Source organism: Bacillus sp. T2.9-1 (assembly GCF_950097965.1).
GTDB classification, from domain to species: domain Bacteria; phylum Bacillota; class Bacilli; order Bacillales; family Cytobacillaceae; genus Niallia; species Niallia hominis.
Genome location: NZ_CATNHG010000110.1, coordinates 1 through 15,656, shown reverse-complemented (window position 1 = coordinate 15,656; position 15,656 = coordinate 1). Strand labels below are relative to the sequence as shown.

At 34.8% G+C, this 15,656-nt stretch carries 17 protein-coding genes and 2 pseudogenes; 12 read left to right on the top strand and 7 right to left on the bottom strand.

Going from position 1 to position 15,656, the window contains the following annotated elements:
- Positions 1 to 2: 2 nt before the first annotated feature.
- From QQZ16_RS16600 to QQZ16_RS16590, 3 genes are all read left to right on the top strand, one after another.
- A complete protein-coding gene (locus QQZ16_RS16600) occupies positions 3 to 1,337 on the top strand; it encodes a DEAD/DEAH box helicase (RefSeq protein ID WP_031539384.1) in 1,335 nt (444 codons plus the stop codon).
- A 62-nt stretch (positions 1,338 to 1,399) separates the two neighbouring features.
- The gene (locus QQZ16_RS16595) at positions 1,400 to 1,972 is read left to right on the top strand and encodes a branched-chain amino acid aminotransferase (RefSeq protein ID WP_284561528.1); all 573 of its coding nucleotides are present in this window, start codon (positions 1,400 to 1,402) and stop codon (positions 1,970 to 1,972) included.
- Positions 1,973 to 2,021: 49 nt separating this feature from the next.
- The gene (locus tag QQZ16_RS16590) at positions 2,022 to 3,056 is read left to right on the top strand and encodes an STAS domain-containing protein (RefSeq protein WP_235252418.1); all 1,035 of its coding nucleotides are present in this window, start codon (positions 2,022 to 2,024) and stop codon (positions 3,054 to 3,056) included.
- Positions 3,057 to 3,363: 307 nt separating this feature from the next.
- On the opposite strand, the gene QQZ16_RS16585 is transcribed toward QQZ16_RS16590, so the two are convergent.
- The 4 genes and pseudogenes from QQZ16_RS16585 to QQZ16_RS16570 all read right to left on the bottom strand — a co-directional run.
- Positions 3,364 to 3,945, bottom strand: a complete 582-nt coding sequence (locus QQZ16_RS16585; RefSeq protein WP_284561527.1) for an ABC-2 transporter permease — start codon at positions 3,943 to 3,945, stop codon at positions 3,364 to 3,366.
- A gap of 27 nt (positions 3,946 to 3,972) precedes the next feature.
- Positions 3,973 to 4,854 carry an ABC transporter ATP-binding protein gene (locus tag QQZ16_RS16580; protein WP_031539381.1) on the bottom strand — a complete coding sequence of 294 codons (882 nt, stop codon included), beginning with the start codon at positions 4,852 to 4,854 and terminating at the stop codon, positions 3,973 to 3,975.
- A complete protein-coding gene (locus QQZ16_RS16575; protein WP_235252425.1) occupies positions 4,851 to 5,207 on the bottom strand; it encodes a GntR family transcriptional regulator in 357 nt (118 codons plus the stop codon). Before QQZ16_RS16575 ends, QQZ16_RS16580 begins: the two co-directional genes overlap by 4 nt.
- Positions 5,177 to 5,563, bottom strand: a pseudogene (locus tag QQZ16_RS16570) (transposase); the annotation flags it as partial. The pseudogene QQZ16_RS16570 and the gene QQZ16_RS16575, both read right to left, overlap by 31 nt.
- A gap of 724 nt (positions 5,564 to 6,287) precedes the next feature.
- On the opposite strand from QQZ16_RS16570, the gene QQZ16_RS16565 reads away from it, so the two are divergent.
- The 6 genes from QQZ16_RS16565 (at position 6,288) to QQZ16_RS23295 (ending at position 10,617) form a co-directional block, all read left to right on the top strand.
- Positions 6,288 to 7,097, top strand: coding sequence for an Fpg/Nei family DNA glycosylase (locus QQZ16_RS16565; protein ID WP_235252420.1), 810 nt, complete (start codon positions 6,288 to 6,290; stop codon positions 7,095 to 7,097).
- A 117-nt stretch (positions 7,098 to 7,214) separates the two neighbouring features.
- Positions 7,215 to 8,705 (top strand): D-alanyl-D-alanine carboxypeptidase/D-alanyl-D-alanine endopeptidase, encoded by a 1,491-nt coding sequence (gene dacB / locus QQZ16_RS16560; RefSeq protein WP_235252421.1) that lies wholly within the window; start codon positions 7,215 to 7,217, stop codon positions 8,703 to 8,705.
- 326 nt (positions 8,706 to 9,031) lie between these two features.
- Entirely contained in the window at positions 9,032 to 9,217 is a 186-nt protein-coding gene (locus tag QQZ16_RS16555) for a hypothetical protein (protein ID WP_235252422.1), read from the top strand.
- Positions 9,218 to 9,239: 22 nt separating this feature from the next.
- The gene (locus tag QQZ16_RS16550; RefSeq protein WP_311297637.1) at positions 9,240 to 9,377 is read left to right on the top strand and encodes a TraX family protein; all 138 of its coding nucleotides are present in this window, start codon (positions 9,240 to 9,242) and stop codon (positions 9,375 to 9,377) included.
- Positions 9,378 to 9,529: 152 nt separating this feature from the next.
- Positions 9,530 to 10,000, top strand: a complete 471-nt coding sequence (locus QQZ16_RS16545; protein ID WP_109767230.1) for a hypothetical protein — start codon at positions 9,530 to 9,532, stop codon at positions 9,998 to 10,000.
- Between the two features lie 434 nt (positions 10,001 to 10,434).
- On the top strand, positions 10,435 to 10,617 hold the full coding sequence (locus QQZ16_RS23295; protein WP_082169248.1) for a GGDEF domain-containing protein: 183 nt from the start codon (positions 10,435 to 10,437) through the stop codon (positions 10,615 to 10,617).
- A 55-nt stretch (positions 10,618 to 10,672) separates the two neighbouring features.
- Here the strand turns inward: QQZ16_RS23295 and QQZ16_RS16540 are convergent, their stop codons facing one another.
- On the bottom strand, positions 10,673 to 11,617 hold the full coding sequence (locus tag QQZ16_RS16540; protein ID WP_235252423.1) for a nucleoside hydrolase: 945 nt from the start codon (positions 11,615 to 11,617) through the stop codon (positions 10,673 to 10,675).
- Between the two features lie 283 nt (positions 11,618 to 11,900).
- Positions 11,901 to 12,527: a ribonuclease H1 domain-containing protein gene (locus tag QQZ16_RS16535; RefSeq protein WP_031539932.1), complete on the bottom strand. Its 627-nt coding sequence runs from the start codon at positions 12,525 to 12,527 to the stop codon at positions 11,901 to 11,903.
- A 159-nt stretch (positions 12,528 to 12,686) separates the two neighbouring features.
- Between QQZ16_RS16535 and QQZ16_RS16530 the strand changes: the two genes are divergently transcribed.
- From QQZ16_RS16530 to QQZ16_RS23290, 3 genes and pseudogenes are all read left to right on the top strand, one after another.
- Positions 12,687 to 14,447 carry a sensor histidine kinase gene (locus QQZ16_RS16530; protein ID WP_284561526.1) on the top strand — a complete coding sequence of 587 codons (1,761 nt, stop codon included), beginning with the start codon at positions 12,687 to 12,689 and terminating at the stop codon, positions 14,445 to 14,447.
- Entirely contained in the window at positions 14,440 to 15,186 is a 747-nt protein-coding gene (locus QQZ16_RS16525) for a LytR/AlgR family response regulator transcription factor (RefSeq protein WP_031539929.1), read from the top strand. Before QQZ16_RS16530 ends, QQZ16_RS16525 begins: the two co-directional genes overlap by 8 nt.
- 157 nt (positions 15,187 to 15,343) lie before the next feature.
- Positions 15,344 to 15,418 (top strand): annotated as a pseudogene (locus QQZ16_RS23290) (hypothetical protein); the annotation flags it as partial.
- A gap of 77 nt (positions 15,419 to 15,495) precedes the next feature.
- On the opposite strand, the gene QQZ16_RS16515 reads toward QQZ16_RS23290, so the two are convergent.
- Positions 15,496 to 15,656 (bottom strand): Tn3 family transposase (locus QQZ16_RS16515; protein ID WP_284561532.1); only part of this gene is annotated, 161 nt, incomplete at its 5' end.

Below are 15,656 nucleotides of genomic sequence, written 5' to 3'. Positions count from 1 at the left end.
CAATGCAATCATTTACAGATCTCGGATTGTCTTCATCAACCATCGAAAAACTTAAAAAACAAGGAATAAAACAGCCAACCCCCATTCAAGCAAAGGTCATTCCACCACTCCTAAAAGGAGGAGATTTAATTGCCCAAGCACAAACGGGGACAGGCAAAACATTTGCTTTTGTATTGCCGATATTAGAAAAATTGGATACTGATGCAAAACACATTCAAACACTAATCTTAACACCCACAAGAGAGCTAGCCATTCAAATAACCGATGAAATCATGAAAATGAAACAAGAGGCAATAAAGGTGCTAGCTGTATACGGCGGGCAGGATGTGGACAAGCAATTGAAAGTCTTACAAAAAGATGTATCAATAGTAGTCGCTACACCAGGCAGATTAATTGATCATATCAAACGCGGTACGGTTGATTTAAGTAAAATCTCTTATTTTGTATTAGATGAAGCAGATCAAATGCTTCACATTGGATTTTTAGATGAGATTAGCTATATCATGAGACATATACCTAAGTCGAGACAAACGATGTTATTTTCTGCAACTATTTCAAAGGAAGTAGAAAAGCTTGCGAAAAAATATACGAAAAATGCCGAATATTTTACAGTAGAAGCAAAACAAGGGCCTGCAAAGACGGTTAAGCAAGTAAGCATACATACAACTGATCGTGCAAAACAAGGAACGTTAATGACCTTAGTTAAGGAAGCGAATCCCTATATGGCCGTAATTTTTTGCAGAACAAAGCGTCGTGTGACCAAATTATATGAAGTATTGCTCGCAAATAAATTTAGCTGTGGCCAATTACATGGAGATTTGTCGCAAACAAAAAGAGAGCAAGTAATGAAAGCTTTTCGAGATGGAAAATTCCAATTATTAATTGCTACAGATGTTGCGGCAAGAGGATTGGATATTGATGGTATTACACATGTTTATAATTATGATATTCCACAGGATGCGGAGAGCTATGTGCATCGAATCGGCAGAACGGGTAGAGCAGGAACAGAAGGGTATGCAGTTACCTTTTATTCCTCTGATGATAGAGACCTATTAGACACTATTGAGGAACAATTGGCTATTAAAATAGAAAAAATACAACAGCCTAAAAAGACAGACAAAAATAAAAAAGAGCTGGAAACGAAACCTCAAGTAAAAAAGGACAAAAAGCAAGGTTCTCCTAAAAATAATAGAGAGACATCTCGTCCATCTAGATCTGATAGACAAAGTAATGATAACAAACGAAAACGTTTTTCAGAGAGCAATAAGAACTCAAGTACATTCCAATCACCTGCTAAAAAACGGACAAAACCAAAGAAGCGAGCAGGAAAAAGATAAATTTGTTAGCCAAAATAGGAATATAACATCGAAAGGAGCTCATTCCATTGTTAAAAGCGGAAATGAAAAATCATCTAGAAAAAGCACAAAAAGAAGGAAAAGTTGTTCTTTTTGAAGAAGAATTGAATTATGTTAGAAAAGAAGAACTACTTACAGAGGACAATATAGTTGTAGGAACCACCGCAGAGCGTTTTTCAGATCTATATATGGAGCTTGCGAATAAAGAAACGGACGAAGTCGTACAAGAAAATATCGATGCCATTTTCTTAAAGGAAGAAGTTCAATACTTTGAAAAAAATATAGATGTATATCTCTATGTGGAAACAAAGGCATTCGAGGTTATTGGAGTTGATTCTCTGTCATTAGAAGTAGATTCCGTCTTTAAAACTTATGAAGTATTATGTGGGTTAAAAGCTCCAAAAAAGAAGGAAAAAGAAATCCGTTCATTTATGGAAGAGCATTTAAGCGGAGATGAGACTAATTACCAACTAATGTTTAATGGAAATGACGGCATATGGGATGTTAATTTCTCTTTAGAAAAAGTCAACAGTTTTCACAAAAACATGGAAATTGGCGAAGCATTAAAACTAGCATATGCATTTTTATTTGCATTACAAGGAAGTTTAACTGCTTAAGGTGTAGAAAAAATAGAAATATAATCGTTTTTATAAGTGAGGGAGAGAAATGTCAGAAGAAGCGAATCAAATAGTTCAGATTAATTCTAGTGAATTTTCATGGAATAAGAAGGATGGTGTTTTCCATTTTGATGGAGCGCCAGCACTCTTGTTTTGGGATAATGCATTTGAAATTTTTTTAAGTACGATTATGGAAATCTCCGGACCGGATGCTTCCAATGCTGTCTTTGAAACGACGGGATTCCGCATGGGTCTCCTAGTAAATGACTATTATCAAAATCGTTTTTCAATCGAGGAAGTTATCAAGAAATACAGTGAAATTTATTCCAGTGCCGGCTGGGGAAATGTTACAATTACCTCCTTTAATAAAGAAGCGAAAACTGTTAAAGTGCAGTTGAAAAACACATGGGAACATCGGATATTTCAATCTCTGAATCCTAACCAATCTGCTGTTTTATTACCTAGTCATTGGGCAGGTGTTTTCAGTGGTCTATTTCAAGAGAATATGTGGTATGAGTTAACAAAAACACAATCAAGTGGAGCGGATTATGATGAAATGAATATATTCGTATCATCTAATACACCACACCATAATGTCCATGAAATAGCGAGAGGAAAAGAAGCAAATTACATAAATGAATTAGAAGAAATGGTAGAGAAGCGCACGAAAGAATTGTCTACTTTAATTAGACATCTTTCGACACCAGTAATGCCTGTTATGCAAGGAATAATAGCAATTCCCCTAATTGGTAAATTTAATGATGAGCGTTTTGAAGATTTACTGCAAAAAGGATTAAAAGAATTCTCCGAGCGCCGTGCAAGCTTCCTGTTGCTTGATTTAACTGGAATTAGTGAATTTGATTCCTTTATCATTTTTCGACTTCAGGGCTTAGTGAAAGCAATCGAATTAATCGGAGGAGAATGTGTTCTCGTTGGTATTAATCCTTCATTAAGCATGCAAATAATTAATTCTGGTGTGGATATAAAACATATTCAAACATTTGCGACATTGGAGCAAGGCATCCAATATGCGATAGAAGCACTTGGTTATCGAATTGAGAAACAAGTGATGCATAAAGAGTAATCTATGGGTACCTTCAGTTAAATACGGGTTTACAACGCTAAGCCTGTTTTTAACAACGTTAAGAATACTTTAGTGCTCTTAAAGAATCTAAGGATACTATTTTCTCCAAATTAAAGTGGTATCCACCTCGTAAATTAATATGTTCCCACCTAACGGTAACAATTTCTCAAGTTTACTATTTTCTATGATTTCTATAAAACTTATAACCAAAATATATAAAGGGAAATAATACAAGAAGTATTACTATTGGTGTTGGTAAAATGGGCATACTCTCTTTCCTCCTTTTTTGATAATATTTCTTTAACAGTTATAATAAATCTTTTTTTGAATAAATCTTTATGGATACAATCAAAGAGATACAAAGAATAGCAATAACAGCCACAATCAGTATCAAACATTTAGCTAACATAGACATTGCAGATAGTTCAATAAAATCGAGTCTGATATCTACGTTTGATAGTGCCGGCAAGATAAATGGTGTTGCTACAATAACAATTGAGAAGAAATACTTTGTTCTTTCATAACCTAATTTATACTGTATGGGTGTATATACGCCAAATAATATTGTCGAAATCAGCAGAGCAGTAAGTGTGCTTAACAGGGTAAGATATTCAACTTTAGGCACGAACAGTGCTAATACGGTATATGCTACATAGCAGTAGGTAAAAATCAAAAGAAGAAAAGCATATCTTGCCTTTATGAGCATGCTGCGAGAATATGGCGTACCACAAAGTAACGCGGTAGCTTTAGGGTATTTCATTTCTGCAATCGATACATACTGATAGAGCATAAATTCTGTAAAAATCACTGAAATTAGAAAGGTGTTAAAACCTAAAAATTCAGGATTGCGAGCCATAATAAATAGTGGGAAAGCAATTACTACAAGCAACATTTCTTGACAAGGAGAATATCCTTTTTAACGAGATGTAATAACATTATTTTTTGTCTCCTTTTCTATGTATCCAAGCATAATATCTTCAATTGTAGCTCTTTCAATCAGAATGTCGTGCATGTTTGTTTGAACCTTCGACAATTGATTGGTGATACCCGAAAAACCAAATTCTGTTTCTTGAATATTCAAGAACAAGTTTCTGGTTTCATCAGTCAAATCCTTTATATCGCCTTTTACCAAACGGTGAGTGTCAATCAGAATATCCTTTTCTTCTTCAAATAAAATCCTACCATTGTTGATGAGAATTAACATATCTGCAACTTTATCTAAATCAGAAGTGATATGCGTCGAAAAGAAAACCCCTTTACCTCCTTGTTTCATATAATCTTTCAAGATTTCCATAAGCTGACTTCGGATTAAGGGGTCTAATCCACTTGTAGGTTCATCCATTATCAGTAAGTCCGCCTGATGGGAAAGTGCTAAAGTCAATGAATATTTCATACGCATCCCCTTTGATAAGGTGGCAATCTTTTGGCGTGGGTTTAAGGAAAAGCGTTCCATAAAGGTTTTGTAATCTTGTTCACTCCATCTTGAATATGCAGGGGATATAATGCTTGTCATTTCTGCCATTGACAATTCATCATAAAAGCCTCCATCATCCAAAACAATCCCAATACGATCCTTTAATTCCTGTTCATATTTGTTCATATCCTTTCCAAAGAATTTAATAGTACCTGATGCTCTTGTTACAAGTCCAAGTATTGTCCGTATTGTAGTTGTTTTCCCTGCTCCATTGATACCAATAAACCCTGTAATGCAATCCTCCTCTAAAGTAAAACTAACATCAGAAAGAGAAAAATCTCCATAAGATTTATTTAGCCCTGTTACTTCTAAAATGCTACTCACTGTCCATCCTCCTCATATAGAATATTCATCATTTCATTTAACTCTTCTTTAGTAATTCTCAATGTCTTTGCGGTTTGAATTAACACAAGCATTACTTGCTCAACAAGATGACGTTTAGAGTCTCGAATCAGCTCAAGATTGCCGGTAGAGACAAAAGTACCAATTCCCACTTGACTTGTAATAAACCTTTCTTCTTCTAATTCATCGTAAACGCGACGAATAGTAAGAACACTTACCTTCAAGTCATGGGCAAAATTTCGAATAGATGGGAGAGGATCACCCTCACCAATCTCTCCTTTGAAAATAGCATCTTTTATTTGGTCTTTGATTTGCTGGTGAATAACGCTCTTAATTTTTTGTTTCTAGGGATAATTTCATCAGTTGTTTTCTGTTTACGACAATAACGAATACAGCCATATATAAGGAGGGCTGCAACCTACTTGATCCACGTTTTGTAATACGAACCATAGTAGATTAAAATTTACCGGATTCAAACACCTCAGGATCCACTCCAGCTAATGGGACAAATTTTTGATTGGTTAAACCAATCTATCTCTCCAATTTCTGAAATAATCGTTTCAGCGATTTTTCACCGATACCAGGGATAGATTAGATTGATAATCTTATATTCTTCAATACAAAGAGCAACTATCTCTGCCTCCAACTCTGATAGATGCTCTTTATATTATAGAAGCATATTAAAATAAAGGGTGAAGATGCTGATGGCAGCCAATCATTAAATGGACCTATTGAAAGTAGAGGAGAATGGGTAACGATTGAAGTTATGAAAGTGCGTCTTAATTCTTGTGGATCGAGTGGATTATGAAGTAGCCGATCAGGATTTAAGTTACAGTATGGTCAGCATGTCAAGTATTCCCCATTGTAAAGTAGTGATTAAAAATGTTAAGCGAAGGACATAATTTTATTTTTACTCCACCCAATTATAGTGATGATTTTAGGAAATTGAATAATTAAGACCAGGCTTTAACGGAGCAACGAAAAAAATCTGTAACCACCAAGTAGAAATGAACACTTTCTTACCAAAAATGCTGAATAAGACTGAACACTATTTTCCAGTAATGACGAGAACTTTATTTAGAGAGAAGAGCAGGAGAGCCTAATTTGGCTGAGCCAGATATCTTGGTGCATCCGGCTTCATGGCTCATCAACTTATCCGCAGAGGCTGTATGTAAAGTGACAATGTACACGTTCTAATTTCCAGCAAAGTGTTAACTTCAATGCAACAAAAAGTGTTCAAAGTTAACTGACGATTACAAAAGCCCAATTTCTCAAATATAAATGTTGAGAAATTGGGCTTTAATATGAGAATTCCCTTAACGTTGTAAATCTGCAATTCTTGACTATGGCTTTTTTTATAATATTTTCCATTCATCTGGAAAAAATAAGAAGGAAGCGATAAAGGAGAGGATACTATGCCTGAATTACCAGAAATGGAAAACTACAAAATCCTATTAAGTGAATTGATTGTCAACCGCCCGATTACTGCTATTGCCATAAATCGTGAAAAATCAATAAATATTCCGATTCCTGCCTTCTTAAATCAAATGCAAAATGCATCCATCATTCGAATCGAAAGACGTGCAAAACATTTACTTTTTCATTTATCCAATCAAAAAATCTTGTTGCTTCATTTAATGCTTGGTGGATGGATGTTTTACGGAAAAGAAGAAGAGAAGCCCAAACGAACGATTCAAATCCAATTTTCATTTGGAGAAAAACATCTATATTTTATCGGATTACGCTTAGGGTATCTTCATTTGCTTACCCTAGAAGAATGTAAAGAAAAACTGAAAGAGCTTGGACCTGAGCCATTTAATTCTACATTTACGGAGGAGCTCTTTATAAGAACTATAAACACGAAGAGAGGAAATTTAAAGCTTAAATTAGTTGATCAACATTTTATTGCTGGGATTGGCAATTGTTATTCAGATGAAATTTGTTATGAGGCACAGCTTTTGCCAACAAGAAAACTAGAAGACTTAAAGGAGCCTGAAATGAAAAATCTTTTTCGCTCCATAAAGAACACACTGACACTAGCAACCAATATAGGGGGATATATGGAACATCCACTCTATTTAGGTGATACTAAAACAGGGAGCTACAATGATATTTGCAAAGTATATGATAGAGAAGGAGAAGCATGTCCACGCTGCCAGAATAAAATAAAGAAAATTAAAATCTCTTCTAAAAAAAGTTTTTATTGTCCAGGATGTCAGTTTTAACTATTTTTCCGCATATATTAGGAGTAATTTTCAAAAAAATGGACAGACTATTCCTTTAGTCCACTTAACACCCAACTTATCCATGGTGGAAAGCATCATATAATAAGGAGTGAGAAAATGGCTTTTTTGAAAAAGGGAATATTACAAATTTTGATATTCTCCATTTTCCTATCTGGCAGCACACCAAATGCTTTTTCTCCAATGGCTTTAGCAGCAGAAACACATAAAAAAGCAACGATATCCACTGCACTTGAATCTCTCTTACAATCAGAACCTGATCTGAAAGGAAGTCTTGCAGGAATTAGCATACGCGATCAAGAATCTGGCAACATCCTTTATGAACATATGAGTGATTTACGATTAACACCAGCCTCCAATATGAAGTTATTGACATCCGCCGTTGCCTTAAAAGTATTGGGGGAGGACTATCAATTTATTACGGAAATCTATGGAGATGGTAGAGTGGTAAATGGGCATTTGAAAGGAAATTTGTACATAAAGGGGAATGGAGATACGAGTCTACTAGCAACTGATTTAGAAAAAATGGCAAAAGAACTGAAGCAAAAAGGAATCCGTTACATTGATGGTAACATCATTGGTGATGATTCTTGGTATGATGACACGCCATATTCCGTTGATTTAGCATGGAGTGATGAATCAACCTATTATGGAGCGCCGATTTCTGCTTTAACCTTATCACCAAATAAAGAATATGACGCTGGGACCGTATTACTGGAAATAAAGCCTGGAAAAAATATTGGCGAGCCTGTCGTAATCAACAGTATTCCTAGAACATCGGAAATAAAAATAAAAAATATGGTGAAAACAGGGGATAAAGAGTCTGGGACTAGCTTGAAAGTGGAGAGAAAACATAATAGTAAAGTGGTCACTGTTACTGGGAGACTACCTATTACTACTTCTCTAAAAAAAGAGTGGGTTTCAGTAGATAATCCTACGAAGTATACATTAGACGTATTCCAGCAAGCATTAAAGAAAGAAGGAATACAATGGAATGGGGCAGTCCAAAAAGGAAAAACTCCACAAATAGCCTCCCTTATTACCACGCATGCTTCGATTCCTCTCTCTGAATTACTCATTCCTTTTATGAAATTGAGTAATAATACGATTGCAGAAACATTAATCAAAGAAATGGGGGTTGTTAAGAAAGGAGAAGGAAATTTTGAAAAAGGATTAGCGGTTTTAAAAGAGGAATTAATTGCTTTTCAACTGGACCCAAACAAGATGCTTATTCGCGATGGATCTGGTATATCTCCTATAGACTATATTTCGGCTAATGATTTGAGTCTATTTTTATACGAAGTTCAAGCAGAACCTTGGTTTGCAACATTCAGTCAAGCATTACCTGTTTCAGGTATGGAGGAACGATTGGTAGGAGGTACGCTTAGAAATAGATTAAACGGAGAAAACACCAAAGGGAAGGTTATAGCAAAAACAGGAACCCTCACCTCTGTCAGCACATTATCTGGATATATGGAAAGTACAAACGGAAAAAAATACATCTTTTCCATCTTACTAAATCATCTCGTGGATGAAGAAAAAGGAAAAGAAATAGAAGATCGTATTATTGAGACATTGGCAGAATATTGATTTGTCACTCTAGACGATATTTTTGATTCTTTTTGTAAAAAGGATTAGAAATATCGTCTTTTTCCTATTTGACTTTAAGAGGAAAGTCTTTCTCTAAGTATTTCATTTCTCCCTTCCAATTATTTAGATAAGTGCCATATTTATACTATAGTTTGAAGAATATCACACAGGGATATGAGTATTAATTGACATTTTATTCAGAATATTAATAATGATAATTGACATATTTTACCTCATATTATACTCTATCTGTATATTATATTATCATTCAAAATATAGGAATAACTATTAATCTTATAAAGCCTGATTAGGAATATAGAATTGAAGTGAAAAACCACCATAGTAGTACATTAAAGGTGCAATTAGTAAGGTACAACAAATGGGGCAATGTAAATTCTTGGACTGTGAAATCAGGTAATACATTAGTTGCTTTTTTATACCCTGTAGTAGCAAACGATAAATACTTTTTAGAATTTGACGCACCAAGTAGCTTTAGTGGATTTGTACAATAGCATTATAAAAGGATGTTTACGGATGTCTACGACTATATTGAAAATCATAGCCTTAATAGCTATGATAATAGATCATTATGGAGAATTTTTTCCGAACACTCCTGAATACTTAAGGTGGATAGGGAGAATATCTATACCAATATTTATTGTGTCTTTATAGGAATCCAGCACACCTCGAATAAAAAGTTGTTTTTCTTCCGTCTATATATGGCAGGAGTAATAATGGCTTGTATAAATTTAATGATAATTTTGAAATAGAATCGAAATGTTCTCTAGAGCATCTTTCATTTCTTATATTAATGAGGTGATTACGTGGACCATGTTGAGTACAAAGCATATTTGAAGCAGCAATATTCCCATGAGATTCGACCGTTACAATCAGTTAATGACGTTATCTCCGCATTTCAAAAAAAATTAGATATTGTCGAAACAGAATTATCAGAATCCGAAGCTATTTTCTTAAAAATGACAATGCTTAACTATATTAATGTACACAAAAACGACCCTATAAAATCTAACTTGGATAACTTAAATTTCATTTCGTATGAAGTAGTAAGAAATGAAAAAAGTGATCATTACTACAATCATATGGGGATTACATCTGATAATGAAAGAATACTTGTCATTATTGAATCCCAGTTAAATGCAATAACCTCCAATTGCGAAGAACTAAAAGTTGATATGATTATTGAACGTGGAATCGACACACCTCATGTTAATCAAGAAACATCTGAGTTTTTTGCATATCTAATGCTTTTTGATTCTCATAATGAGAATCATTGACTCCGACAGGAGACAAAAAGATATGATTTTACAGAAAAGTGAAAGAGTTACAGGAAAATTAATTCTCGATTTTAAGAGTCTATTCTATGGACTCTTTTTTTGGGGGATCTCCAAGAGCAAAATTAAAAATGAAGAATTTTAGGTTATATAATTGTTCTAGAAAAGGGCGTGATTGTGGAGAAATACATAGAATGATCAAACTTTTTTATAAAACCGAAACTTAAATCTGTTGGATAAGAATCAATTTTGATCAATCTTTTTTCAAAATTGATTCTTTTATTTATCGTAAAACGCTGGCTTGGGAGGTATTTTTGATTAAACTTTATTTTAAAGCAACAACAAGGAGTTAAAGTACTCAACTAATTATAAATAAAGACTCTTCTCAAGCAGTCAAAGTAGCAAATGAATGAAAGAGCAAACTCGCTGCAAAGCAAATAGAGCATAACTTCTCGAAAGTTGGTCCATACCTTACTGCAAGTATTGGAATTGCAACAATCATTCCCAAAGAAGAACTTTCTCCTTCCTTATTAGTTTTAAAAGCGGATGAAGGACTATATGAATCAAAAGAAAAAGGAAGAAACACCTATACAGCCATTGAGGTAGATATGGTTATATAGAAAAGACCAATTTCCCTCCTATTAACATAATGGAAGGGAAATTGGTCCTTTTTCATTAATCGTTTTTCGTAAGCTTTGCTAAACCTGTAATGTATTCGAAAAACGCATCCCGATTTGCATCATATACAACAGAAACAGGACGACCTTCTTCACTTAGTAAGGTTCTACCTTGGGAAGGAGCTTCTGTTAAAGCAATGGATTTCACTTCTTTCATTTTAACCAATTCTTTTTTTCCAATCGTTGCAGTGGTTAAAACATCCCATAAATAATAGGTAGAGTTTGTCTCCACATGCACAAGAGGGGGACAAGCAGCATAACATTGCCCAATGAAATCGACGCCTGAAAATCTTCTTAATGATGCCCAATTATTTCGTACGGAAAGAGTTAGTGGCACTTGATTTGTACTTTCTAATGCCACCATTTCAATCGTTAAATCGCTAGCCCATACTGTTGATACTGCCCACGGATCCCAGAAAGCATTCCATTCCGCAGTTCCATCATGCTCCGGCTCTTGCACATTGCCGACCTCTAAGAATGTTCCCCCCATCCAAACTAATTTTTCAATTTTTTCTTGAATATCTGGGGCAATTTCTAATGCTCTTGCCAAATCTGTTAACGGGCCAGTAAATAAAAGCGTCGTTTTATCCGGATTTTCTCTGACAGCTTTAATTAAATGTTCATGTGCAGGAAGAGCGCTTTCAGGTGCAGTTACTACGCCACTTTCATTTAAAATCGGCAGTGCATCTACATAAAAAGTATGCATTCTCCATTCTTTTGGAAAAGGATTCACTCCACGAGAATTGGATCTAGCAACTTCAATTGCTCCATTACCAAATCGATCAATAATCTTTCTACTTGCACTAATACCAGGCTCTAAATAGCCATCTGCCGGAATGACGGAGACACCAATTAATTCCACTTCATCCATTTGTAGTAGAAGGAAAAGGGAAACTAAATCATCAATTCCTGCATCATGGTTAAAATAAACTTTCTTTGACAAAGACATTCACTCCTATGTATTACAATCATTTATAAAGCTTATTCTATTATACTATCAGATTCATGCGAATAATTAGTAAAAAAATACTAAATATTTGTTTCTAGTCTCTTCTAAATTAACTTAGCTTAACTTATTTATATAGACAATTAAATTAATTGGAAAAATTTTACCCACAAAAAGAAAAAGAGCTTAGCATAATCTCCAAGTTCTTTTTCTTTATATACCTAGATGCGTATAGTTTCTATTATCGATTAATAGATTTGTTATTTACATAATCGTGAAGTTATTTTCGTCCAAAATCAGCCTTAATCTCTCCATATTTATTCGTATCCCATTTTAAAATCTTATTGGAATAGTTGTTTTCCTTCAACCACTTTTCTGCACGTTCGATTAATTGCCATAATTCTTCTGTTCGCTTGTCTCGCACTAAGGTAGTGTTTGCTTTTTTATTTCGAACCCAAGAAAGAGCGGTCATACTGTCGCTGTAGATGGTCGTATTTTTTTCTTGTTTTTGCAAAAGACTTAGCGCATGTACGATTCCTAAAAACTCACCAATATTATTTGTTCCAAATACTGGCCCATAGTGGAAGAGAACTTCTCCCGTTTTCGTATGGACTCCACGATATTCCATCAACCCAGGATTACCGCTACAAGCTGCATCTACAGATATGCTATTTTCATCAATTGCTTCTAAGGAAGTATTAGCCTGTTTTTTAGAGGAAGAGCCTTTCGCCGCTTTTTGACCAAAACTCCCTCCTTGATTAAAGGCTTTTTCTGCTTCCTCAAGTGATTGGTAAGATTTAAAAGCTGCTCCTTTAAATCCTTTTGTCTGTTTTTCGCATTCAGCCCACGTACGATAAATCCCAGGTTTTCTTCCATTCCATACAACATAATATTTTTTCCCTGCCATTCATTATAACCAACCTTTCACGTCCTATTAAGTAATCATATCATATAATGAAATCGAAGCACAAAATAGGCATTTAGCCACAAACTTTTGAAAAGGCTTTCTATAATTCTTGTAATTTACTATAATGATGGGGAGTAAAATAGGAGGGTGGGGCATTCATTGTTACAGTTACTTCCACTAATGATTGAAAGAGTCGGTATTTTAGTTATCTTTGCCTTCTTATTATCAAGAATCAAGATTTTCCGTTCGATTATCCATAAGGAATCACAATGGCAGGATAAGCTCTATTTAATTCTTTTCTTTGGCTTGTTCGGGATTATTAGCAACTATACCGGGGTAGAAATTTTAAAAGGAAGCATAAGTACACATACATGGCAGCATGAACTAGATGTATCAAGCGCGATTGCAAATACGCGCATTATGGGTGTTGCGATTGGTGGCATGATTGGAGGTCCTTTAGTAGGTCTTGGAGTGGGATTAATAGCCGGTCTTCACCGCTTAACACTAGGCGGATTTACCGCGCTAGCCTGTGGATTATCAACGATCATGGCAGGGATAGTTACCGGTTTCCTCGGCAGGAAGTATTCTATCCAGCAAGACTCAGCCAGCAAGGCTGTTATTATCGGCATAGCGATGGAAATAATTCAAATGGCATTCATCCTTTTATTCGCATCACCATTAGCTCTTGCACTCGAACTAGTCAAAATCATTGCTTTTCCGATGATTGTCATCAATGGATTTGGGATGTTAATTTTCATTTATATCATACAAAATATTCTTTTAGAAGAGGAAAAAACGAAAGCAGCCCAAACCAATATCGCTTTAAATATTGCACAATCTACACTAGCGTACTTTAGGCAAGGCCTAAATCCTGAATCAAGTAAACAGGTTGCTAAAATTATGCTTAAAGCAACAAACGCAGATGCAGTATCCATTACAAATAGATCGATTGTATTAGCACATGAGGGTCTAGGAAGGGATCATCACATTCCCCTTGATAAAACCTCTACAAAACTTACAGAAAAAGTGTTAAGAGAAGGTAATATATTAGTAGCCAAAAATAAAGACGAAATTCAATGCAACAATCAAGATTGCCCTCTCTATGCTGCTATTTTATTACCCTTAAAAGCGAATAATAAAATAGTTGGTTCATTGAAGCTTTATTTTGCTAATCCCAAAAACATTCAATTAGTAGAATACACAATGGCGGAAGGCTTAAGTAAATTATTTTCTTTACAGCTGGAATTAGCAGAGGCAGAGCTTCAGCAAAGGCTACTAAAAGATGCGGAGATTAAAGCATTGCAATCACAGGTTCATCCCCATTTTCTTTTTAACAGCATGAATACTATATCAGCACTAATTCGCACAGATGGAGAGAAAGCTCGGGAAATGATTCGAAAATTGAGTATTTATTTTCGCAGTAATATACAAGGTTCCAAAAATATGTTAATTCCCTTAACACAGGAATTAGAACATGTGCATGCTTTTTTAGCATTAGAAGAAGCACGGTTTCCAGATAAGTTCATCTTGAAAGAGTCAGTTGATCCTGAATTAAAGAAGGTACTAATTCCCCCTTTTACCCTTCAGCCTTTAGTTGAAAATTCGATACGCCACGCATTTTCAAAAGGAAATGTTGGAAATATTACGATATCTGCTCATAAAGGAAAGGATAGAATGGTGCTGATTGCAGAAGATGATGGTAAAGGGATGTGTGAGGATACACTTTATATGATTGGGCAAAAAACAATAACATCTAGCACTGGCACAGGAACCGCGCTTTGGAATATACAAGAGAGAATGAAAAAAATTTATGGAGAAAAAGGGATGTTCAACATTGAAAGTGAGTGGAATAGAGGAACAAAGGTAATGATCAAAATACCATTTAACGAGCCAGCAATCTGGAGGGGAGCAGATGATTAAAGCATTAATTATAGAAGATGAACCATTGGCTAGAGATGAACTAAGCTATCTGTTAAAAAGAAGTAATAAGATGGAGATAGTAGGGGAATGCGATTGCCTTGAAACTGCCTTAGAGTATATTGACAATCTTGAAATCGATGTAATATTTTTAGATATTGAGCTTGGGGAAGAGAACGGGATGAACTTAGCCGAACGATTAAACCTTAAGGAAAATGGAAATGCCCCTGAAATTGTTTTTGCTACCGCTTATGACGAATATGCTTTGCAGGCGTTTAATGTCAATGCACTTGATTATCTTCTAAAACCATTTGAAGAAGAGCGAATTAATCAAACGATTATAAAACTAGTAAATAAAAGAGAAAGAAAGAGGAATGAAGGGCAAGGAAATAAACTTACTAACTCTCCGATACATAAAAATAAGCTCGCGATTTCAACAAACGAAAAAATTAAAATCATCGATGTAGATTGTATTGTTTATATTAGTGCACAAAATGGAAAAACATTACTTGTTACCGATGAAGAGGAAATGATCGTTACATTTACCTTAAGTCAATTAGAACAAAAGCTAATAAACAGTCCAATTATGAGAGTCCATCGGTCTTATTTAATAAATAAAGAACGAATTTGTGAAATAGAACCATGGTTTAACTCTACTTATTTATTATGTATGAATAATGGGGAAAAGGTGCCATTGAGTAGAAATTATACGAAAGAGATTAAGCAGTTATTCGGTTTTTAACAAAGATGATTTTTTAGTCGAACCTAACAGATAAAATCATTGTATTTTATCTGTTATTTTTTGCATCTCATATATAAATCCCCGCATTCTGTCATGAAAATGACTTATCTTCCTTTTTCATTTTTTATAATAATAGCATTAAAGGAGGTAGATAAATATGAATGCGGTTACAATTGTAATAGCATCTGCGTGTATCTTGATGATTGCTTATCGTTTATATGGTACCTTTATGACTGGGGTAGCGTCAGGAAAATGCGGATTTACAACGCTAAGCCCATTTTCAAGACGATTCCCCCAGTTTTAACAACGTTAAGAAAGTTTCAATGGTCTTAAAGAATCTAACGAGACCATTTTCTCCGAATTAAAATGGTATTCTCCAAGTAAATTAATATGTTCCCAACCTAGAGGTGACATATGGTGCAATAATTCTTCATTAAAACTACCTGACCGTTTTTGATATTCAACTGCCT